We start from the raw sequence: 20,028 nt of genomic DNA, 5'->3' as shown, positions 1-20,028 counted from the left end.
TCCTGAGGCGACCCGAATGAAATGGCGTGATGGCGCGGTATGCGAAGAGGGAGGAAGTGGCGACTCACGCAGACGACGCCGCCGCTCGGAACCGGACACACGGTGCCCGCCGATGGCAGGATGGGGGTATGACTCAGTCCGCGAGCTCCGCCTCCGTCAGCCTCGGAGCCTCAGCACCCGCGTCCCAGGCCCCCACCATCCCAGGCTGGGAGCACCTCTCCAGCGGCAAGGTGAGAGACGTCTACGCTCCCGTCGCCGAGGGCCCCTGGAGCGGACAGGACGTGCTCCTCGTGGTCGCCTCGGACCGCATCAGCGCCTACGACCACATCCTGTCCACCCCGATCCCGGACAAGGGCAGAGTCCTCACCGCCCTGAGCGCCTGGTGGTTCGAGCAGCTCGCCGACGTCGTCCCGAACCACCTCGTCTCCCTCGACGTCCCCGACCAGGTCGCCGGGCGCGCCATGATCTGCCGGCGCCTGGAGATGCACCCGGTGGAGTGCGTGGCCCGCGGCTACCTCACCGGCTCGGGCCTGGCCGAGTACCAGGAGGGCCGATCCGTGTGCGGCGTGCCCCTGCCCGAGGGCCTGACCGAGGCCTCCCGCCTGCCCGAGCCGATCTTCACCCCGGCCGCCAAGGCCGAGCTCGGCGAGCACGACGAGAACGTCACCTTCGAACGCGTCATCCAGATGGTGGGGGAACCGGCCGCCACCGCCCTGCGTGAGACCACCCTGGCCCTCTACGGCCGGGCCGCCGAGATCGCCCGCGACCGCGGCATCATCCTGGCCGACACCAAGTTCGAGTTCGGCACCGATACCAGCGGCGATCTGGTCCTCGGCGATGAGGTCCTCACCCCCGACTCCTCCCGTTTCTGGCCCGCCGACGCCTGGGAGCCCGGCCGGGTCACCCCCTCCTTCGACAAGCAGTACGTGCGCGACTGGCTCACCGCGCCGGCCTCCGGCTGGGACCGCGACGGCGGTCAGGAGCCCCCGGCCCTGCCCGACGACGTCGTCGAGCGGACCCGGGAGCGCTACCTCGAGGCCTACGAGCGACTGACCGGCCATCCCCTGGAGCTGTCATGACCCCGACCTCGCCCTCCTCCGTCCCCCGGTCGGCCCAGGGAAGGTCCTCGGCCGGCTCGTACGACTCGTCGGCACCCTCCGATGCCTCTGACGGGAGCACGGCCCGCGCCTTCAAGCCCGGCCCGGGCTTCTACATCCTCATCGGCCTGATCGTCCTGACCATCGTCCTGGCGCTGTCAGCAGCCATCACCTCCGCCCTCGGGGTCACCAGCACCTCCCGCATCCTGGGCGGCACCGCCCTCATCCTCGTGGGGCTGGGCATGCTCTCCTCCCTGCGGGTCTCCGCCCGCTCCCTGGTGGTCAACGCCCCCCGCCTGCGCCTGGAGCGCAACCGGGTCCGCGCGGCCCAGGCTCGCCGGCAGGCCGAGGCCGAGGCCGCCAAGAAGGCTGCAAGCGCCTCGAACGGCAGGAACACCAAGGGCAGGGCGGGCAAGGGCTCCCAGTCCTCGCAGCGGGGCTCGGGACCCGACGGCGTCGGAGCACCCCAGCCCGGGACCGAGCTGGTGACGCTCACCGTGCCGGGAACCAAGGTGCTGGTTCCAGAGTCGACCGGGCGGCGCGAGCTGACCACCCTCGACGTGGTCTCCGGCCCGGTCACCACCGCGCTGGCCGCGACGTCACTCGGGCGTGCGGCCGACGAGCGCCTGGCCGGGACCTCCACCGGCGAGACCCTTATCCGCGTCGGCCAGCTCCTGCTCGGCGCCACCGGCTTCGTGCTCGTGGCCCTGGGGCTCGCCTCCATCCTGGGACAGGTGATCTCATGACTCCCCGCGACCGACGTCCCGACAACGAGCGGGGTCCCGTTAACTGGGGCATCGTGCCCAAGAAGGCCCCTCGGGCGAAGAACACCTCAACCCGGCCCGGTGGCAACGGGCGGCTCGAGGTCATCCGCCCGGGCAACAACCCGGCTCCCTCCGGCTCAAGCGCGTCCGCCGCATCCGCCACCGGATCAGCCGACGGCGGCGCCGGCAGTGTCGGCAGTGCCGGTAGGGCGGCGGTCATGACGGAGGAGGACATGCGCTCTGCGGCGGCCCAGGCCATCGCCTCGGGCACCGCCGACGCCGTTGATGCCGCCATCGCCATCGACCTGGCCGACGCGGCCGATGACGACACCGTCTGGGCCGGCTCCGCCGCCTCTCCCGCCTCCCCGGTCTCCATGGCCTCCGTGGGCTTCGCCCGCGGGTACTCCGCCACCAAGGACCGCATCGCGGACAGCGCTGAACCCGTCGAGCCGGAGCCAGCCCTGGGCAACACCGCAAACGGGACCGGGGTCGGGAACGAGGCTGCGGTCGAGACCGCGGCCGGTGACCGTGCAGACAGCGACGACGCCGATGACACGGGTGGCCCAGTCGACGAGTCCCGGGAGCGCGGCGGGCCCGTCCCGACGGCGGCCCCGGTCGCGCCCCCCGGCAACAGCTCCGCCAGCGCCAGCAGCTCCGCTGCCGCCGCTGCAAACGGGCAGGACGGTGTCGCCGCCGGCAGTGCCGCCAGTGAGAACCGCTCCCGACCCGTCGTACGGCCCACCGCTGTCGAGGGCCCCAGCTCACCCCAGACCGCCACGACGACCACCCGTGTCTTCACCATCTCCCAGGGCAGGCCCACCTCCGTGCCCAGCGACGCCTCCGGGGCCGACGCGCCGCAGCCGGCACCGGCCGCCGCCCGCTCCGCGGCCTCCGCCCCGGCTCCCGACGCCGGAAGGCCGCCCGCCAGCGGCTATGGGTACCAGGCGCGCCCCAGCGCCTCGTCCGGCGCCGCCCCCGATGCGGCCTCCCAGGCCGCTGCCGCGACCACCCGCATGTCTACGAACATGCCTTCGGGCACGGCAGCCGCAGCCGACCCCGAGGAGGACGCCGGCATCCTGGCCGAGTCAAGCGCCTGGGAGGCGGCCACCAACGCCCTCGACACCGAGGAGATCAAGGCCCAGGGCGGTGGCACCGACTGGGGCGTGGGGCACGGACCGGCCAAGGGGCGCGGCCCCCGCCGGCCCTCCTCCGGCACCGACTGGGGCGTCGGGCGAGGCCCCGCCAAGGGATCCAGCAACAACCGCACCCGTTCCCCCTGGCCCGCAGCGGTGCGCAGGCAGCGCCTGGCCGGTGTGGCCTTCGCCCTCATGGGCCTGGTCCTGGCCACCGTCTCCGCCATGAACCTGGCCCGCAACGCCGAGGCCGGGCACCTGTGGATCCCGCCGTGGCTCGTCGCCGTCCTGGGCGGCGCCGGGCTGGTGGCCGCAGCCGGATACCTGGCCTGGGCCGGAGGGACACCCCTGCGCCGCGAGGCCGAGCGCTGGAAACCCGGCGTGCTCGACGCCGCCGCGGGCCTGACAACCGGGACCGTCAAGGTTCACGACCCCGCCCGGCTGGTGGCCCGCGCTCGCGGACCGCTCCTGCTGGGCTCCTCCGAGCGCGCCGACGAGACGGCCCCCACCGTGGACTCCGGCCCCAGGCCGGTCATGGGAACCTCCACCGTCGACCAGTCGACCCGCGCCCCCGCGGGCGTGGCCGGAGCCGTGGGCGGTTTCATGCTGGCCAGTGCGGTGGTCTGCGCCGTCGTCGCCCTCATCCTGGGGCCCAGCTGGCTCATCGCCACCGCAGCCCTGACCCTGGGCGGGATCGTCGCGATCCGCCTGGCCGGCGAGTGGCTCGGTCAGGTCTGATCCGACCGGGGCCGGCCAGGACCGCACCGGGAGCGCTTCGACACTGTTGCGGCCCCCGCCCCGGGATCGCCCGCCGCTCTGCTGGACGAATGCTCCCGGTCAAGTCCGGGTAGTCTTGTCTGCGCACTCATCCCGCCTTATCTGAGGAGCACCCATGGGACGCATCGTCGTCGAGGTCATGCCCAAGCCCGAGATCCTTGACCCCCAGGGCAAGGCCGTCGTCGGGAGCCTTCCCCGCCTCGGATTCGACCAGTTCACCGGCGTGCGCCAGGGACGCCGCTTCGAGCTGACCGTGGACGGTCCCGTCACCGAGGAGCACCTGGCCGCCGCCCGCGAGGCCGCCGCCACGCTCCTGTCCAACCCGATCATCGAGGACGTCGTCTCCGTGGCCGCCGACGAGGAGGCCTGAGCCGTGAGTGACTCTCCCACCGCCCGCATCGGCGTCATCACCTTCCCCGGCACCCTCGACGACGTCGACGCCGCCCGCGCCGTGCGCCTGGCCGGGGCCGAGCCGGTGAGCCTGTGGCACAAGGATGCCGACTTGCGCGGGGTCGACGCCGTCGTCGTGCCCGGGGGCTTCTCCCACGGCGACTACCTGCGCTGCGGCGCCATCGCCCGCTTCGCCCCCGTCATGGGCGAGGTCGTGGCCGCCGCCGAGCGCGGCATGCCGGTGCTCGGCATCTGCAACGGCTTCCAGATCCTCGCCGAGGCCCACCTCCTGCCCGGTGCCCTCCTGCGCAACGCGGACCAGCGCTTCATCTGCGTCGAGCAGCGCCTGCGCATCGAGAACGCGCAGACCGCCTGGACCAACCGGTTCACGGCCGGGGAGGAGATCGTCGTCCCCATGAAGAACGGGGAGGGCAACTTCATCGCCGCGCCCGAGGAGCTCGACCGCCTCGAGGGCGAGGGCCTCGTCGTCTTCCGCTACGTGGGCAACCCCAACGGCTCGGCCCGGGACATCGCCGGCGTGCGCAACGAGCGCGGCAACGTCGTCGGCCTCATGCCCCATCCCGAGCACGCCGTCGAGCCCGGATTCGGCCCCGGCTCGCAGCTCGGCCCGCGCACCGGTACTGACGGCCTGGGAGTCTTCCGCTCGGCCATCGACTCGCTTTTGGCCGCCTGACGACGCCGACCCGTCCGGGCCCCGTCCCGCGCCCGGGGCGCCGTCGGCTGCGCCGCTCCCGGATGACCGTCAACGTGGGGGACCACCTCGCCCCACCCTCCTCCGAGTTATCCACAGGACCGCCGAGGGCCTGTGTAGAACTGTGGAGAGGGTGGGGCGACTCGCTGCCCGGACCGGTGTGCGGCGGTCACGCTCGGGTTGCGCGAAGATGAAGAATGTGCTGTCATCCCCGCCGGGCTCGATGTCACTGAAAGCACGCGGTCCGGGCCTGACTGATCGGACGGTTTTCCCACATTTTCAGGCAAAACTCTGTCTATGGCGATGATGCCTCAAGGTGCGTGGTGGTGTTTGTGGGAAGCCTCCAGCAGGATCGCTCACCCGGGTTGGAGATCTCGAACGGGTCTTGTGCACAGGGGGAGTGGCGACATCCCAAGAACCCACACACCCCTGCACAAGCCTGTGGACACGGCCTGTGGATAACTCCGCTCATGATGTGACGAAGTCCCCTGAACCGACTCTCCAGCACACGACTGTCGACCGCTCACTGGTCAGTGATTGTGCTGCGAGACGTGCTCGTCGAGCCATGCCTTGAGAGGCCCGACGGCGGTCCAGATGTCTCGGATCCTCTCGCACACCCGGGGAGTATGCATCCAGGTGTCGGTGGGCCACTCCTGAATGACTGCTGCCCCTTTCCATCTGAGGAAGTTGATGCGGGGATGGTCGGTCGGCCAGCCGCGCGGTGCGTTCTTCAGTGGCTGGTCGGCACCGGGTGTGACGGGCAGCCCCTGTGCGGCGAGCTCTTGGGTGATCTCCTCGAACCGGATTCCGGTGACGTCGGCGTCGATGGCGCCCCGGAAACGGCCGAGCTGGTCGGCGGTCATCCGCATGGCTCCGTAACCGGTGGTGATACCGGTGGCCGACACACTGAGGTAGTAGCCGATTCCACCGGTGGCCTGAGGAGTGCTGGTGGCGCCTGTCCAGAGCTTGTAGGGGGTCTTGTCTTGGGTGAAACGTAGGTCACGGTTGGGGCGGAACATGCGCAACGGGCCGAACTCGCTGGAGAGCTCGTCAACCAGTGCACTCATGGGGGCTTTCACGTCCCGCTGCCAACGCTGCCTGTTGACGCTCCAGAAGTCCTTCGAGTTGTCCTGCGCCAGGTCGGCGAAGAACTCGAACAGGGCTGTCGGTAGTCCCTGGAAGGCGCTCATGATCCCTCGCTCCCCGATTCCCCGCCGGTGATGGCGCGGTTGTGCCTCATGGCCACCTCAACCCAGAAGGCAAGGAGACCGTCATCGGCGACGGCCTCAGGAGCGACGGTGATCCAGCCGGGCCCCATGCCTCGCCCGGCCCCCATCCGGGCCTGCGCGGCACCCGGCTCGCCCAGAAGCGCCTCATGATGCCCGGCGGCGACGCGTACCAGGAGGTCGCCGGTCTTCCCGGCGCTGACGACCATCTTGTCGTTGACCATGATCGCGCGGCCTCCGAACATGGACACCTCGCGCACGTCCGGTTCATCATCGACCAGCGCGCGGACGCGCTGAACGAGGTGGTGCTGCTCGGGCGTCATTGCTGCCATGGCTGCGCCTCCCATCGGCGGTCAGTCGGTCAGGGGCCGCCAGTGGTCCGCACCGGCGTCCCCGCCTGCGCCGGCGATCGCGAGGCGGGGCAGGAAATGGGCCCAGCCGTGCGCGTGCCCGCGGACCTCGGGCTCGGGCAGATCGACGTGGCACAGGTCCACACGCGTGCCACCAGTGATCGGGGTCAGGAGGAACTCGACCCTGGAGGCGCCGGCGGGCAGCTCGTCACTGCCGGCGAACCCCCACGAGACCACCACGCGCTTGAACGGCTCGACCACGAGGTACTCGCCCCGCACGGGATAACCGGCGATATCGACCGCGAACCGGCCACCCGGCGTCGGGTCGAGATCGGCGTACTGCCCCATCCACGCCGTCATGCCCTCGTTGGTGGTCAGGTACTCGAACACCGCCTGCGGGGGCGCCTCGATCTCAATGGAGTCACGGAACTCAGCCATGCTGCTTCTCCTCTCGCTGCTCGACGGCGGACTTGAGGGCCGCCAGCCTCTCGGGCCAGAAGTCGTCGAGGTAGGAGCGCACCGCCGCGAGTCCATCCGTGCTCAGCGCGTACAGGCGGCGCGTGTGATCGGCGGTGACGGTCGCCAGACCCGCCCTGTGAAGGGTTCGAAGATGGTGCGAGGTGGTCTGCTGCGACAGCCCGACCGCCTGCGCGACGACACCGACAGGCTGCGGCTCTGAACGGATCACCCGCAGGATCGCCCGACGGTTCCCATCGGCCAGCGCCCGCAGCGCCACATCGACATCGATCGCCTCTGCCGCTCCCACACGCTCCTCCTCAGATCGACGACCCCACCCTAACACAAATGACCATTTGCACTCATGACCATTTGTATCTTGATGACGTGGCTTCCTGCGGGGCGGCGAACCGCATGAGGGACTGATCCTCCCGATCTGGCGGTTGAGGCCTGTCCCGAGCCGGATTCGCTCGGGCCTGAAGGTGCCGTCAGTCAGTCGATCGCTAGCCCACCAGGTCGGCCACGATCTGCAGGAGGTCCTGCAGGTGCCGGTTGGACAGGAACTCCCGGCGCACGGACTCGTGCGCGGCCAGCCCCATCTCCCGGGCCCGCTCGGGGAAGAGCAGCAGGTCGCGCACGGCCTCGGCCCAGGCGGCGCCGTCGGCCGGGTCGATCAGGACGCCGTCGACGCCGTCGTCGATCTGGTCGCGGATGCCGCCCACCGCGGAGGCGACCACCGGGGCCTTCTTCCACATCGCCTCGGCGACGGTCAGCCCGAAGGCCTCGACCAGGGAGCGCTGGGTGACCACCGAGCTGACCCGCTGGACAGCGTTGACGACGGTGGCGTTGACCTCCCGGTCCTCCATGCTCACCGCGGCCACGTGGATCCGGGAGGCGACCGAGTCGGGCAGCACTGAGCAGCGCTCCACGATCTGGGTCAGGGTCGCCTGCGACTCGGGCCCGTCCGGGGAGGGGCCGACCAGCAGCAGGTGGGCGTCCTCGGGCAGCAGGGCGATGCTCTCCGCGAAGGCCTCCACCAGTTCCAGACCGCCCTTGAGGCGGTCCCAGCGGTTGACCTGGGTGACGACCCGGGCGCCCAGCGGCACCGGGCCGCCGGCCAGGACCGGGTCGTCGGCCAGGCCGCGGAAGGCGTCGGCGCGCCCGTCGTGACGCATGAAGGGCACGGCCTCGAAGGGCGGCTCGCCGGCGAAGATCCCGGACAGGCGCGCCACCGACCAGGCCTCGTCCAGGTCCAGGACCCGGTTCTTGGGGGAGTCGGCGTCGATCGAGGGGGCCAGGACCGCGCAGTGCTCGGCCTCGATGTAGGGCGGGCGGTACTCGGGGCGAGAGACGACCACCAGGTCCACGTCCTCCAGGTAGCGGTCCAGGAAGGCCCAGGCGTAGTCGGCGGCCTCGCCCGCGCCCTCGGCTCCGGCGTGGCAGCGCCAGATGACCGTGGCGCCCACGGCCTTGAGTGCCTTGGCCAGGCCCGCTGTGGGCGGGTCGTGGAGGATGACGACGTCGTCGGGGCGGACCTCGTCAACGATGTTCTCCGCGTTGGAGGACAGGACGTGCTCGTAGATGTCGCGCTGCTTGTCCCCGAGCTTGCCGCCGTCGCCGCGGTCGCCGTGGATGCCTGCGTGCAGCCGGTCCGCGATCTGGGTGAACTCCTCGGGCGCGTCCAGGGTCAGCCAGCGCACGTCGAGGCCGGCGCCCAAGGAGTAGCCCACGAGGGGTGCGACCGTCTCCGCCGGTCCCGAGCCGGCGGCGGCCGACGGCGTCACCGTCCACACGGTGCGTCCCTCCAGCAGGGCCTCGGCCCCCGCCAGGCTCGTGCGCAACCGCCTGACGGCCACCTCGTCCAGGTGGCTCTCCAGATGCGACAGGGGCAGTGGGGCGACGTCGATATCTCTCATGCCACGATCTTCCCTCGAAATCGTGTGAGGCGCAGCACTTTGAGGGCGGGCGTGGCGCCTCGTTGCCGTTTCGGCATATTTCTCGGCCGGAATCCAGGCGGCGTGATGGAGGGCGCAGGGAGCGCTGGGTCGGTGCGCTGGTGATGTGAGGGCGCCGCGGGGCGCGGGTAGGCTTGGCCCGGCCGCACTCCCTCTTCGACCAGGAGCACCCATGGCGCCCGAGCCCGCGATCCCATCCGCCCACCCCGACACCGTTGCCGACGCCGCCGCAACCCCCGAGCGGGAGATGCCCTGGAAGGATCTGGGCCTCAAGGCCGACGAGTACGAGTCCATCCGTGAGCTCCTGGGGCGGCGCCCCACCAACGCCGAGCTGGCCATGTACTCGGTCATGTGGTCCGAGCACTGCTCCTACAAGTCCTCCAAGGTCCACCTGCGCCAGTTCGGCGCCAAGACCACTCCCGAGATGCGTGAGCACCTCCTGGTCGGCATGGGGGAGAACGCCGGCGTCGTCGACATCGGCGACGGCTGGGCCGTGACCTACAAGGTCGAGTCCCACAACCATCCCAGCTACGTCGAGCCCTACCAGGGGGCCGCCACCGGTGTGGGCGGCATCGTGCGCGACATCATCTCCATGGGGGCGAGGCCCGTGGCCGTCATGGACCAGCTGCGCTTCGGCGCCGTCGACCATCCCGACACCGCGCGCGTCGTCCACGGCGTCGTGGCCGGCGTGGGCACCTACGGCAACTCCCTGGGACTGCCCAACATCGGCGGCGAGACCGAGTTCGACTCCTCCTACCAGGAGAACCCGCTGGTCAACGCCCTGTGCGTGGGCGTGCTGCGCCACGAGGACATCCACCTGGCCAACGCCACGGGCGCCGGCAACAAGGTGGTGCTCTTCGGGGCGCGCACCGGCGGCGACGGGATCGGCGGTGCCTCCATCCTGGCGTCCGAGTCCTTCGAGGATGGCATGCCCGCCAAGCGGCCCAGCGTCCAGGTGGGAGACCCCTTCATGGAGAAGGTCCTCATCGAGTGCTGCCTGGACCTGTTCGGCGCCGGGCTCGTGCTCGGGATCCAGGACCTGGGCGCCGCCGGCATCTCCTGCGCGACCTCCGAGCTGGCCTCCAACGGCGACGGCGGCATGCACGTCGACCTGGAGAAGGTGCTGCTGCGCGACCCCACCCTGACCGCCGGCGAGATCCTCATGAGCGAGTCCCAGGAGCGCATGATGGCCGTCGTCGCGCCCGACAAGCTCGAGGAGTTCATGGCCGTCATCGACAAGTGGGACGTCGAGGCCGCCGTCATCGGCGAGGTCAACGGATCGGGCCGCCTGACCATCGACCACTTCGGGGAGCGGATCGTCGACGTCGACCCGCGCACCGTGGCGCACGAGGGCCCCACCTACGATCGCCCCTACGCCCGCCCCGCCTGGCAGGACGAGCTCAACGCGGACACCACTGAGCGCCTGGCCCGCCCCGGCAGTGCCGTCGAGCTCGCCGAGCAGGTGCGCGCCGTCGTGACGAACCCCAACCAGGCCTCCACCGCCTGGGTCACCAACCAGTACGACCGGTTCGTGCGCGGCGACACCGCCCTGTGCCAGCCCGACGACGCCGGCGTCATCCGCGTCGACGAGGCCACCGGACGAGGCGTGGCCATCGCCACCGACGCCAACGGCCGCTTCACCAAGCTCGACCCCGCCACCGGCGCCGCCCAGGCCCTGGCCGAGTCCTACCGCAACGTGTGCACCGTGGGCGCCCGGCCCCTGGCCGTCACCGACTGCCTCAACTTCGGATCGCCGGAGGACCCCGACGCCATGTGGCAGCTCGTCGAGGCCATCACCGGCCTGGCCGACGCCTGCGCCGTCATGGGCGTGCCGGTCACCGGCGGCAACGTCTCCCTCTACAACTCCCACGGCAAGGTCAAGGGGCAGATCGACTCCTCGATCAACCCCACGCCCGTCGTCGGCGTCCTGGGCGTCATGGACGACGTGCGCCGGGCCAACCCCTCGGGCTGGCACGAGGAGGGCCTGGCCATCATGGCCCTGGGTGCCACCGCCGACGAGCTCGACGGCTCGGCCTGGTCCCGCGTGGTCCACGACCACCTCGGCGGGCGGCCCCCTCGCGTCGACCTCGAGGCGGAGATGGCCCTCGGGCGTGTGCTGCTGGCTCTCAGCGAGGCGGAGGGGCCCGGTGGCGAGCCGCTGGTGCGCGCTGCCCACGACTGCTCCGCCGGCGGCCTCATCCAGACCCTCGTGGACTCCTGCCTGCGATGCGGCGTCGGCGCCAGCGTGGACCTGACCGCCATCCAGGAGGAGGGCGTGGACGACTTCACCGCCCTGTTCTCCGAGTCCGGGGCCCGCGCGATCGTCGCCGTGCGCGAGGAGCTCGTGCCCGCCGTGACCGCGGCCGCCGAGGCCGAGGACGTCGCCGTCGCCCGCCTGGGCACCACCGGTGGCGACCTGCTCGTCGTGGCCGGCAGCGACCTGCTCGCCGACGGCGGTGCCGGCCGGCCCCTCGTCCTGGACCTGGCCGAGCTCGGGGCCGACGTCGAGGGCGTCCTGCCGGGCCTGTTCTGAGCTCGTCCCTCCACTCCGTACCGAGCCGGGCGTTTCTCGCGTAGCCCTACAGAAATACCGTAGGGCTACGCGAGAAACGCCCGGCTCGATGTCCGAGAGGTGCGGAAAGAGGCAGCCGGGCCTTACGCGTCCCGGTGCGCACCGCTAGCCTGGGTGCATGATCGATCACATCTCTGTGAATGTCAGCGATCCGGAGGCTTCGAAGGCCTTCTACGAGGCGGCGCTCGCGCCGCTGGGCTACCGCGTCGTCATGGAGTTCGGGCCCGTCACCGGGTTGGGGGCCTCCGTGCCCGGAGCTCCGCAGGACGCCCGGGTGCCCCCGGATCTATGGCTGTCTCCGACCAAGAGCCCGACGCCCTGCCATGTTGCCGTGACGGCGTCGTCGACGGCGCAGGTGGATGCCTTCCACAAGGCGGCCCTGGCGGCTGGGGGCAAGGACAACGGCGGGCCCGGCGAGCGTGCGCACTACCACCCCGGCTACTACGGGGCCTTCGTTCTCGACCCCGACGGCAACAACCTCGAGGCCGTCTTCCACGGCACCGGCGACTGAGCCTGTCCGCGGCCTCACACTCGCCGTCGACCTCCCTCCGTCGACGGGGGCCTTTTACGGGTGCGGTGACAGAAAACCCGCACCTGCACGTGCGGGTTGTCCCCGCCGGGGCAGAACGCTCCCCGACGCGTGGAATGTCCCCGTCCGGTGCCTGTTGCGGAGGTCGGGGCGGAGGCCTTGGTGCGCCGGCGCCACCCAGATCAAGGCGTGCCCTGTAAGCCGGGTAGGGGAGCGGGGCCTTGGTGAAACGGATAGGAAGGCGGCGCCTACCGCCCGGCCTTCGCGCTCCCGCCGGTGATGAGCGCGGACGCGGTGCGTGTGACGCCGATGAGCACGAGGCAGAGAATGCCGGCAAGGGCGGCGGTCAGGATGTTCTTGAGCCAACGACGTCCGAGGGGCTCGCCGGCGGGGTCGAGCTCGTGGCTCATGGGGCGGGAGGTCGTGATCGCGGTCATGACTCCAGCCTGCGTGATCGCGGCCCGTGGGACATCGGGCCGCCGAATGATTCTCCGACGACCCATATCCATCCAAAGGAGGGCGGGGCTCGGCGCGCTTCCTACCCAGGTTGGAGACGGCCGCCCGACGACGGTGCCGGCCGTGCCTGGTCGACTCCCGGCTCTCCCGCATCGCCCTGGGTGTGCCCGGCGAGGCCCCTTCCCACGAGTGGCTCGAGCCCGCCGACGACGCCCGCCACGACGCCCTCGGCGGCACCCGTCGATAAATGTCCGGGTGTCTCGGGGAGATATCGAAACGGCCGACGCGTTGGCGCGCGTCGGTCGCTTCGGCTCTGCGCGCGCCCGCCCGGGTGGCTCGGTGCGGCGCCAAAGAGGCCGCTACCGCGTGTCGCGCGCCCGGCGTGGCGCCCTCTCAGCCCCGGATTTGCCAGATATCACTCAGGTAACTGCTCGCCATCGGCTCAAGATGCCGCAGATATCTCGCAGAGATCTCTAGACTTCAACCATGACTGTGCCTTCAGAGACCTCGGGGACGATCGACCCTCGCGAGGTGTCACTGTATGCCGGCCACTTCGACGCACTGTGGGGAGTGGCCTGGAGCCCGGATGGGACGCGGCTCCTGTCCGGATCGCATGACGGCACGGCCCGTGTCTGGGACGCGAACAGCGGCATCGAGCTGTTCGCGCTCGCGGGCCCCAGTCTGTCCATCAGTGCGGTGGCCTGGAGCCCTGACGGCACGCGCCTCCTCACCGCGGCGGAGGATCACAGCGTGCGCGTCTGGGACGCGACCACCGGCGCCGACCTGCTGACCCTGGGCGTCGGTGGTTCCGGTGTCGGCGGGGCGGTGGCCTGGAGCCCCGACTCCACCCGCATCCTCACCAGCTTCGACGACGCCTCGGCCCGCATCTGGGACGCCTCCGGCGGCCAGGTGGTGCGCACCCTGTCCGGACACACCGACCACCTCACCGCGGTGGCCTGGAGCCCCGACGGGACCCGCGTGGCCACCGCCTCCGACGACGGCACCGCCCGGGTCTGGGACGTCACCACCGGCACCGAGCTGCTGCGCGTGGGCCCCATGGCCTTCGTGGGCCGCGGTGGAGCGATGGGCCCCGACGGCACACCGACTCACGTCGGCCCCATCGAGCCGATGACCGGACTGTCGTGGAGCCCGGACTCGCGCCGCATCATCACCGCCTTCGACTCGGCCGAGCCCCGGGTCTGGGACGCCGCCACCGGCGAGGAGATCCTCAGCCTCCACGGCCGCGAACGCCGCTGGGTGAGCGTGGTCTCCTGGAGCCCTGATGGCGGCCGCATCGTCACTGACGACATCTCCGGCACCACCGCCCACATCTGGGACGCCGCCACCGGCGAGGAGTTGTTCAGCCTGCGCGGTCACAGCCAGTGGGCCTGCTCCCTGGCCTGGAGCCCGGACTCTCGCCGCGTGGCCACCGGCTCGCACGACGACACCGTGCGGGTCTGGGACGCCGCCACCGGCCAGACCCAGCTGGTCCTGGGGGCCGGCAACTCCGTCGAGACCGTCTCCTGGAGCCCCGACGGTTCGAGGATCACCATTGGTGCCAAGATCGGCGGCAACCGCGTCTGGGACGCCGCCACCGGCGAGCCGCGGCTGACGGTGGACAGCGGTGCCCGTGAGCTGAGTGAGGTCGTCTGGAGCCCCGACGGCACCCGCCTGGCCACCTCCTCCTATCTCTCACCGCGCGTCCTCATCCTCGACGCCGCCACCGGCGACGTCGTCCAGGCCCTGACCGCCGGCGAGGACGACGTCAACGACGTCGCCTGGAGCCCGGACAGCGAGCGCATCCTCTCCGGCCTGGGCGACGACCGCGCCGCGATCTGGGACGCCGCCCGCGGCGAGCGCCTCCTCACGCTCGAGGGCCACCGCGACATGATCACCTCGGTGGCCTGGAGTCCCAACGGCCAGCGCGTGCTGACCGGCTCCCAGGACGGGACCGCCCGCATCTGGGATGCCACCACCGGCGAGGTCATCCACACCTATACCGGCAACTGGGTGCGCGACGTCGTGTGGACCCAAGGCGGCCCCCGGGTCGTCACCGGCAGCGCCGACGGCGCCGCCCACGTCTGGGACGTCATCACCTCCGGCGAGCTCGTGACGCTGCGCGATGAGGGCGCCATGGTCCGCTCCTACGCGTGGAGCCCCGATGGCGCCCGGGTCCTGGCCGGCTTCGACGACGGTGTCGTGCGCGTGTGGGACGAGGTCTCCGGCAAGGTCGTCCTGTCCCTGGCCGGCCACCGCTTCGGCGTCACCGACGCCCAGTGGAGCCCCGACGGCACCCGGATCCTCACCGGATCCGAGGACGGCACCGCGCGCCTGTGGGACGCCACCACCGGCGAGATGACCGGCCTGTTCCTGTGCTTCCTGCCCGATGGCGGGGTCGCCATCCTCGACGCCCCCTCCCTGAGTCTGCGCTCGGGGCCCGGCGAGGTCTGGGACTACCTCGGCCGTCCCGAGATCCTCGCCGGCCAGCTCACCCGGGTGGGCGTGGAGCGGCGCCAGTACATCGATCCGAACCCGGTGCCCCATGTCGCCGCCGGGTCGGCCGCGGAGGAGTCCGAGGAGGCCGCTGAGGCGCCTCAGGCGCCTGAAGGCGGAGAACCCACCGAACCCGCTGAGGTCGCCGAGGCCACCGGGCCTGCGGAGCCCACTGAATCGGAGCCTGCGGAGCCCGGCGAGCAGCCGGCGGCTCCGGCCTCCTCTGACGCGTCCGTGTCGTCGTCGGTCTCCGCCGCGTCGGCCGATGCGGAGGGGGTCTCTGAGGCCGTCCCCTCGGCCGCCGACGGTACGTCCAAGGACGCTGTGTCCGAGGCCGCTTCTGAGACCTCCGCCGAGTTCCTCGCCGAGGCTACTGCGGAGTCCGTCGCGGGGGCGGGCGAGTCCGCCCCCGGTGAGGAGGCCCCCGACGAGGCCGCGATCGCCACCCCGGTCTCCGTTCCCGAAACGGAGGATGCGACCGCTGCCGGGCAGGTCCGGCACGGTGCAACCGCCGTCCACACGCCGGCCGAGGCCGTACCGGCCTCCGGGCAGCCGGCTGAGCAGGTCCCGGAGCACAGCGCCGAGCAGGTCGAGACCGAGCCGGTCGCCGCGCCGACGGGTGAGACCCTCCTCGTCCAGCCCTTCCCCGTCGACCAGGGCCTCGTGGACGGCGAGGTGACGGCGCCCGCCGCGACGACGCCGTCGATGGTCGAGACGCCTGCTGCTCCTGTCGCGGCCCCGGTCGCGAACGAGGCCGGTGCCGAGGCGCCGGAGGCTCAGGTCCCCACTGAGGCCGGAGCTGAGGCCGCCACTGAGAGCGCCGTCGAGACGCCCGCCTCCCCATCGCCGCAGACAGGATCGGCCGCTGCCTTGCGCAGGGCCCGGCACGCGGCCGCCACCGCCCAGACCCCGCCCGAGTCGGGCACGGAGGCGGTTGCCACGGAGACCCCTGCGGTGGCATCGGACGCGGCTGAGCCCGCACGGGTCGCCCCCTCCGGGCCGGCCGAGTCGGGCTACGAGCCGGTGGCGATTCCCACCGTCGAGCACGCCGGCGGTGAGCCCGTGGCCGCTCCCACCGGTGAGACCGTGGCTTACCCCGACCAGCCCGAGTCGGGCCGGGAGGGTGTCCCCGTCGCCCCTGCGCAGCAGCCGACGGCCTCCTCCGGTGAGGCCTGGGAGAACGTGGCGGTCTCCGCTCGGACCCCTGCCGACGCCGTCGGCCACGTCGGTGAGCAGACCACGATGGATGCCCCCGAGGAGTCCGGCGAGCCGGTGCAGACGGAGGTTCCCTGGTACGCCGCCTCCGTCGAGGGCGCGGTGCCGCCCGCGGCTGACGCGGCGGCCCCTGAGGCTCGGGGCGCCTCCGGCTCCGAGCCCGCCTCCGCGTCGACCGCCTCGACTCCCGAGGACCAGCCCGAGGGCCGTGCGGTGGAGGCCGCCCCCGCCGAGCCCGTCGTCGGACGGCCCGGTGAGACCGATGAGACCGCGGCCGGCTCCGCCGAGCCCGTCGCCGGCACCGCGGACGCACCCGAGGAGCCGGCCCCGATCCCCTGGGGGGACGAGGAGCTGCGCCGTCGGATCTACACCGAGGTCCAGGAGTTCGTCGCCGCCATCGCGCGCCGTGACGTCAACGAGCTGGCGAGCCGCTACGGGATCGCCGGCAACGACCTGGCCGGACTCGACGAGCAGCTGGCCGGGCTCTCCGCACCCGCCTCCGACCTGACCCTCTACCCGGTGGAGCAGGCCGACGACTACGTCGACGACCACCACCGCCTGAGCCTGAGCGAGCTGGAGGGCGGCGGCGTCGTCATCGCCAGCGAGCTGTGGGCCCACGGTGCGTCCACCGGGGCACGGCTCGTCGCCCACTGGAACCCCATGGGGATCTACCCCTTCGACTTCCGCCACGTGAGCATGTGAGTCATCTCCTGTGAGCGCCCGCGGGCGCCCAGCAGCCCGGTGTGTCCCCGTACCAGCAGGTGTGGGGACACACCGTTTCAGGGGCAACGGCGTGCTCAGCTCGGGGCGCTCGGAGGCCCGTGCGCGTTCATGGTGAGAGCGACCCGCGCGGATATGTGCTCAGGCTGTGAACCGCATAGACTTCCCGCCATCAGTTCATCCACCGAGAGGGGACGTTTGTGTCGACGGCGCAGCACCCGGCACATGCCCGTGTCGCCGCCTGGGCAGTGCACATCTTGACCATGTCGGGACTGGTATGGGCCAGTCTGGCCATGCTGGCCACCATCCACCCTCGCCGGGAGTTCGCCTGGATGTGGTTCTGGCTCCTCGTCGCCCTCGTCGTCGATGGTGTGGACGGCACCCTGGCCCGGCGTGCCAAGGTCTCCGAGATCATCCCCTGGTTCGACGGCGGCATCGTCGACATCGTCGTCGACTACCTCACCTGGACCTTCATCCCGGCGGTCTTCATGTACGTGGCCCTGCCGATGGGGCCCAGGCTGGTGGCTGGCCTGCTCATGGCCCTCATCCTGAGCTCGTCGATGTTCTGCTACGCCAACAAGCAGTGGAAGTCCACCGATTACTACTTCGTGGGCTTCCCGGCGGCCTGGAACATCGTGGCCCTCATGTTCTACGTGCTCCAGACCCCGGCAGCCGCCAACATCATTATCACCCTCGTCTTCGTGGTGCTCACCCTCGTGCCCACGCACTACGCGCACCCGGCCCGCGTCAAGCGCTTCCGCACCCTCAACATCGCCGCGGTGGCGGTATGGTTCCTGGCCACCTGCTGGCTCGTGGCGACCTACCCACACCGTCCCCTCAGCCTGGTCGCGGTCATCGTCGTCTCCGGCGGGTGGTTCCTGCTCGCCGGGGTTCTGCGTTCGATCCGCGGCGCCGAGCCGAACGCAGAACCGGATACAGCGCCCGCTGGCTCCGCCTCCTCGTGACACCCTCGGCAGACTCCTGACTGCACAGCGGCCACCCAGCCATCACGGCGGCTGGCAGCTTCGTCGTACCCGCAGGGCCGTCGTCAGCCCTTCCGAGGGGCGCGCAGGCCACGGGCGACGGCCACGTCCCGCAGCCAGCGCCCGCCCTCGAGCAGGAAGGTGCTCAGCACCAGGCCGATGACCACCAGGACGACCCATTGGGGGTAGCCGTGGCCATGGCCGTCGTCGCCCGCCAGGAAGAAGTACACATAGGGCGCCACGAAGGTGATGAGGGTGACGAGGAAACCGGCGAAGCGGATACGACGCCGTCGGCCCGCCACCATCGCGATGATGCCCCACGTGTAGGGCACGGCGGTGACGATGTCGATGGTCCACAGCACCCAGGGGTTGCCCTGGAAACCGGGGGCGAAGGTGGCCGGCAGCGCCCTCAGCGAGGAGTAGACGAACACCGTGGCGTAGGCGAGGAAACGCGGGTTGTGCAGCATCCGGACGATGCCGGCGCGGGGCACCAGATCCACCTCCGCCTCGCGCAGTGCGGCCAGGGTGTGCCGTGAGACCCTCAACGGGTCCGTGCCCTCCAGGACGGTGCGCAGGTAGTTGATCTGCGCAGGCGTCCCGGTGGCCCACTCATCCAGCAGCCGGCGCGGGCTCACGGCGACGACGACGGTGCCGCTGCCTTCGCTGCCTTGGCCGGCGCTGCCGGGCTCAGGAGCTCCGGCGCTCTTGGGCTCGTCCAGGGAGTCCTCGTCCAAGGAGACGACGTGGACGAGGTCCTCGCCCAGAACCGCGTGCAACCGGACCAGCTGCTGCGGGTTCACCTCGCTCAGCCACAGGCGCTGCCCGTGCTCGACCGCCAGGGACAGCGCGTGCCCCAGCGCCCAGCCGTGCTCATCGGGCGTGAGAAGCTCCTCGGGGCTGGAGACGTGGGCGAGCTCGGGCACCTCGGCGACGTTGAAACGCGTCAGGTCGCCGATCCGGTCGACCACTGCTACCGTCCGCAGGACCTCGGGATCCAGGAGGTGACGTTGTACGACGTGCAGCTCTGTGACGGAGCGCAGGGCCAGCAGGTCCATCACCGAGGAGGACGGGACGGGGCGGCGATCGGCGGTGTGAGCGGGCATCGGACTGAGCATAGGCCAGGAGTGCCTTCTCTCCTCACCCGGGAGGCGGAGGGCCCCATCCTGTCCTCGGGTCGGTGCCAGGGGCGCAGGCGGGGCCGGGCGGGCCCAGGGGCCGGCCGAGGGCTTAGAGTGGGTCAATGGGCACTCATGGCATCCCCTCAGCACCGCCCGGCCGGCGCAGCGGCCCGGGGCTGCTCGTCGTGGCCGGGGCGGGCCTCATCGGATCCCGCTTGGCGGACATTGCCCGGGACAGCGGCTGGAGGATCCGGATCCTCCACCGCAGCAGACGGGGCCGAGCGCCGCGGGAGGGCATCGAGGTCGATGCCTCCGGTAGGGAGCACGCCTGGTGGGCCCCAGCCGAGCGCCTCCTGGCGCCCGGAGCCCTGGAGGGGGCCAGAGCCGTGGTGTGCCTGTCGGGCGCCCCGATCGCGCCGCGCCCCTGGACACCGGCGCGCCGTCGCGCGCTCGCGGCCTCGCGCCTGTCCACCACCGCCCTCATCGCCCGGGTCGCCGCGGGCCTGCCCCCGGCGGGGCGGCCCGGGGTCCTGCTGAGTGGGTCGGCCACCGGCTTCTACGGGGATCGGGGGGATGAGATCCTCACCGAGGCGTGCGGCCCGGGCGAGGGATTCCTGTCCGAGCTGTGCCAGCGCTGGGAGGCCGCCGCGGGCCCGGCGGCGCGGGCAGGGCTGCGCACGGTCCAGTCCCGGTGCTCGATGGCCCATAGGAGACCGGCCGCGGCGACCAGTGGCAGCCGTGGATCGGGCTGGAGGATGCCGCGGCCGGTCTCCTATGGGCCATCGAGCACGACGACGTCCATGGACCGGTCAACCTGACCGCGCCCGAGCCTCTGCGCAACCGCGACCTCCACCGGCTGCTGTCCCGCGCCTGCGGCCCTCCCTCGATGGCGGTGGTGCCCCAGGTCCTGCTGGACCGGGCGGGGAGGACCGGGGCGGCCGGCGGTACCGGCAGCATCGGCGGCATGCTCGCCGAGCTGCTCGGTGCCTCCCAGCGCGCTGTCCCCCAGGCGCTGCTCGCCTCCGGCTTCCGCTTCACTGCGCCCGGCGCGGCCTCGATCTGGGGGCTCGGCGCCTGATTCC

19 protein-coding genes are annotated in these 20,028 nt (G+C 71.7%); 12 read left to right on the top strand and 7 right to left on the bottom strand.

Going from position 1 to position 20,028, the window contains the following annotated elements; all coding sequences use genetic code 11:
* Window positions 1–128: 128 nt before the first annotated feature.
* From BQ8008_RS09320 to purQ, 5 genes are all read left to right on the top strand, one after another.
* A complete protein-coding gene (locus BQ8008_RS09320) occupies window positions 129–1,079 on the top strand; it encodes a phosphoribosylaminoimidazolesuccinocarboxamide synthase (protein ID WP_108833765.1) in 951 nt (316 codons plus the stop codon).
* Window positions 1,076–1,843, top strand: coding sequence for a hypothetical protein (locus tag BQ8008_RS09315; protein WP_234415325.1), 768 nt, complete (start codon window positions 1,076–1,078; stop codon window positions 1,841–1,843). Before BQ8008_RS09320 ends, BQ8008_RS09315 begins: the two co-directional genes overlap by 4 nt.
* Window positions 1,840–3,732 (top strand): hypothetical protein, encoded by a 1,893-nt coding sequence (locus BQ8008_RS13460; protein ID WP_199907972.1) that lies wholly within the window; start codon window positions 1,840–1,842, stop codon window positions 3,730–3,732. Before BQ8008_RS09315 ends, BQ8008_RS13460 begins: the two co-directional genes overlap by 4 nt.
* Window positions 3,733–3,886: 154 nt before the next feature.
* Entirely contained in the window at window positions 3,887–4,141 is a 255-nt protein-coding gene (purS, locus tag BQ8008_RS09305; RefSeq protein WP_108833764.1) for a phosphoribosylformylglycinamidine synthase subunit PurS, read from the top strand.
* 3 nt (window positions 4,142–4,144) lie between these two features.
* Complete coding sequence (purQ, locus tag BQ8008_RS09300) at window positions 4,145–4,855, top strand: phosphoribosylformylglycinamidine synthase subunit PurQ (RefSeq protein WP_108833763.1); 711 nt, start codon at window positions 4,145–4,147, stop codon at window positions 4,853–4,855.
* A 548-nt stretch (window positions 4,856–5,403) separates the two neighbouring features.
* Here the strand turns inward: purQ and BQ8008_RS09295 are convergent.
* The 5 genes from BQ8008_RS09295 to BQ8008_RS09275 form a co-directional block, all read right to left on the bottom strand.
* Complete coding sequence (locus BQ8008_RS09295) at window positions 5,404–6,063, bottom strand: DUF2461 domain-containing protein (RefSeq protein ID WP_108833762.1); 660 nt, start codon at window positions 6,061–6,063, stop codon at window positions 5,404–5,406.
* A complete protein-coding gene (locus tag BQ8008_RS09290; protein WP_108834844.1) occupies window positions 6,060–6,431 on the bottom strand; it encodes a TfoX/Sxy family protein in 372 nt (123 codons plus the stop codon). Before BQ8008_RS09290 ends, BQ8008_RS09295 begins: the two co-directional genes overlap by 4 nt.
* A 21-nt stretch (window positions 6,432–6,452) precedes the next feature.
* A complete protein-coding gene (locus tag BQ8008_RS09285; RefSeq protein ID WP_108833761.1) occupies window positions 6,453–6,887 on the bottom strand; it encodes an SRPBCC family protein in 435 nt (144 codons plus the stop codon).
* On the bottom strand, window positions 6,880–7,215 hold the full coding sequence (locus tag BQ8008_RS09280; RefSeq protein ID WP_108833760.1) for an ArsR/SmtB family transcription factor: 336 nt from the start codon (window positions 7,213–7,215) through the stop codon (window positions 6,880–6,882). Before BQ8008_RS09280 ends, BQ8008_RS09285 begins: the two co-directional genes overlap by 8 nt.
* Before the next feature lie 193 nt (window positions 7,216–7,408).
* Window positions 7,409–8,821 carry a glycosyltransferase gene (locus BQ8008_RS09275; RefSeq protein ID WP_108833759.1) on the bottom strand — a complete coding sequence of 471 codons (1,413 nt, stop codon included), beginning with the start codon at window positions 8,819–8,821 and terminating at the stop codon, window positions 7,409–7,411.
* 211 nt (window positions 8,822–9,032) lie between these two features.
* Here BQ8008_RS09275 and purL point away from each other — a divergent pair, with 211 nt between their 5' ends.
* Together purL and BQ8008_RS09265 are read left to right on the top strand one after the other, a co-directional pair.
* Window positions 9,033–11,393: a phosphoribosylformylglycinamidine synthase subunit PurL gene (gene purL, locus BQ8008_RS09270; protein ID WP_108833758.1), complete on the top strand. Its 2,361-nt coding sequence runs from the start codon at window positions 9,033–9,035 to the stop codon at window positions 11,391–11,393.
* Window positions 11,394–11,550: 157 nt separating this feature from the next.
* Window positions 11,551–11,943, top strand: a complete 393-nt coding sequence (locus BQ8008_RS09265; RefSeq protein WP_108833757.1) for a VOC family protein — start codon at window positions 11,551–11,553, stop codon at window positions 11,941–11,943.
* A gap of 266 nt (window positions 11,944–12,209) precedes the next feature.
* On the opposite strand, the gene BQ8008_RS09260 is transcribed toward BQ8008_RS09265, so the two are convergent.
* Window positions 12,210–12,398: a hypothetical protein gene (locus BQ8008_RS09260; protein WP_108833756.1), complete on the bottom strand. Its 189-nt coding sequence runs from the start codon at window positions 12,396–12,398 to the stop codon at window positions 12,210–12,212.
* Between the two features lie 110 nt (window positions 12,399–12,508).
* Here BQ8008_RS09260 and BQ8008_RS13350 point away from each other — a divergent pair, with 110 nt between their 5' ends.
* The 3 genes from BQ8008_RS13350 to BQ8008_RS09250 all read left to right on the top strand — a co-directional run bounded on the left by BQ8008_RS13350 (window position 12,509) and on the right by BQ8008_RS09250 (window position 17,810).
* Complete coding sequence (locus BQ8008_RS13350; protein ID WP_159086788.1) at window positions 12,509–12,664, top strand: hypothetical protein; 156 nt, start codon at window positions 12,509–12,511, stop codon at window positions 12,662–12,664.
* Window positions 12,665–12,903: 239 nt separating this feature from the next.
* Window positions 12,904–16,827 carry an eIF2A-related protein gene (locus BQ8008_RS09255; protein WP_108833755.1) on the top strand — a complete coding sequence of 1,308 codons (3,924 nt, stop codon included), beginning with the start codon at window positions 12,904–12,906 and terminating at the stop codon, window positions 16,825–16,827.
* A gap of 218 nt (window positions 16,828–17,045) precedes the next feature.
* Window positions 17,046–17,810, top strand: coding sequence for a CDP-alcohol phosphatidyltransferase family protein (locus BQ8008_RS09250; RefSeq protein WP_108833754.1), 765 nt, complete (start codon window positions 17,046–17,048; stop codon window positions 17,808–17,810).
* Window positions 17,811–17,893: 83 nt separating this feature from the next.
* Here the strand turns inward: BQ8008_RS09250 and BQ8008_RS09245 are convergent, their stop codons facing one another.
* Window positions 17,894–18,931: a hypothetical protein gene (locus BQ8008_RS09245; RefSeq protein ID WP_234415324.1), complete on the bottom strand. Its 1,038-nt coding sequence runs from the start codon at window positions 18,929–18,931 to the stop codon at window positions 17,894–17,896.
* 137 nt (window positions 18,932–19,068) lie between these two features.
* Between BQ8008_RS09245 and BQ8008_RS09240 the strand changes: the two genes are divergently transcribed.
* Together BQ8008_RS09240 and BQ8008_RS13745 are read left to right on the top strand one after the other, a co-directional pair.
* Complete coding sequence (locus BQ8008_RS09240; protein WP_234415323.1) at window positions 19,069–19,764, top strand: hypothetical protein; 696 nt, start codon at window positions 19,069–19,071, stop codon at window positions 19,762–19,764.
* A 68-nt stretch (window positions 19,765–19,832) separates the two neighbouring features.
* Window positions 19,833–20,024 carry a DUF1731 domain-containing protein gene (locus BQ8008_RS13745; RefSeq protein ID WP_234415322.1) on the top strand — a complete coding sequence of 64 codons (192 nt, stop codon included), beginning with the start codon at window positions 19,833–19,835 and terminating at the stop codon, window positions 20,022–20,024.
* Window positions 20,025–20,028: the final 4 nt, after the last annotated feature.

This window comes from Actinomyces sp. Marseille-P3109, assembly GCF_900323545.1.
Lineage (GTDB): Bacteria > Actinomycetota > Actinomycetes > Actinomycetales > Actinomycetaceae > Actinomyces.
The sequence above is the reverse complement of the archived record's forward strand: the minus strand, read 5'-3'. Positions and strand labels throughout refer to the sequence as shown.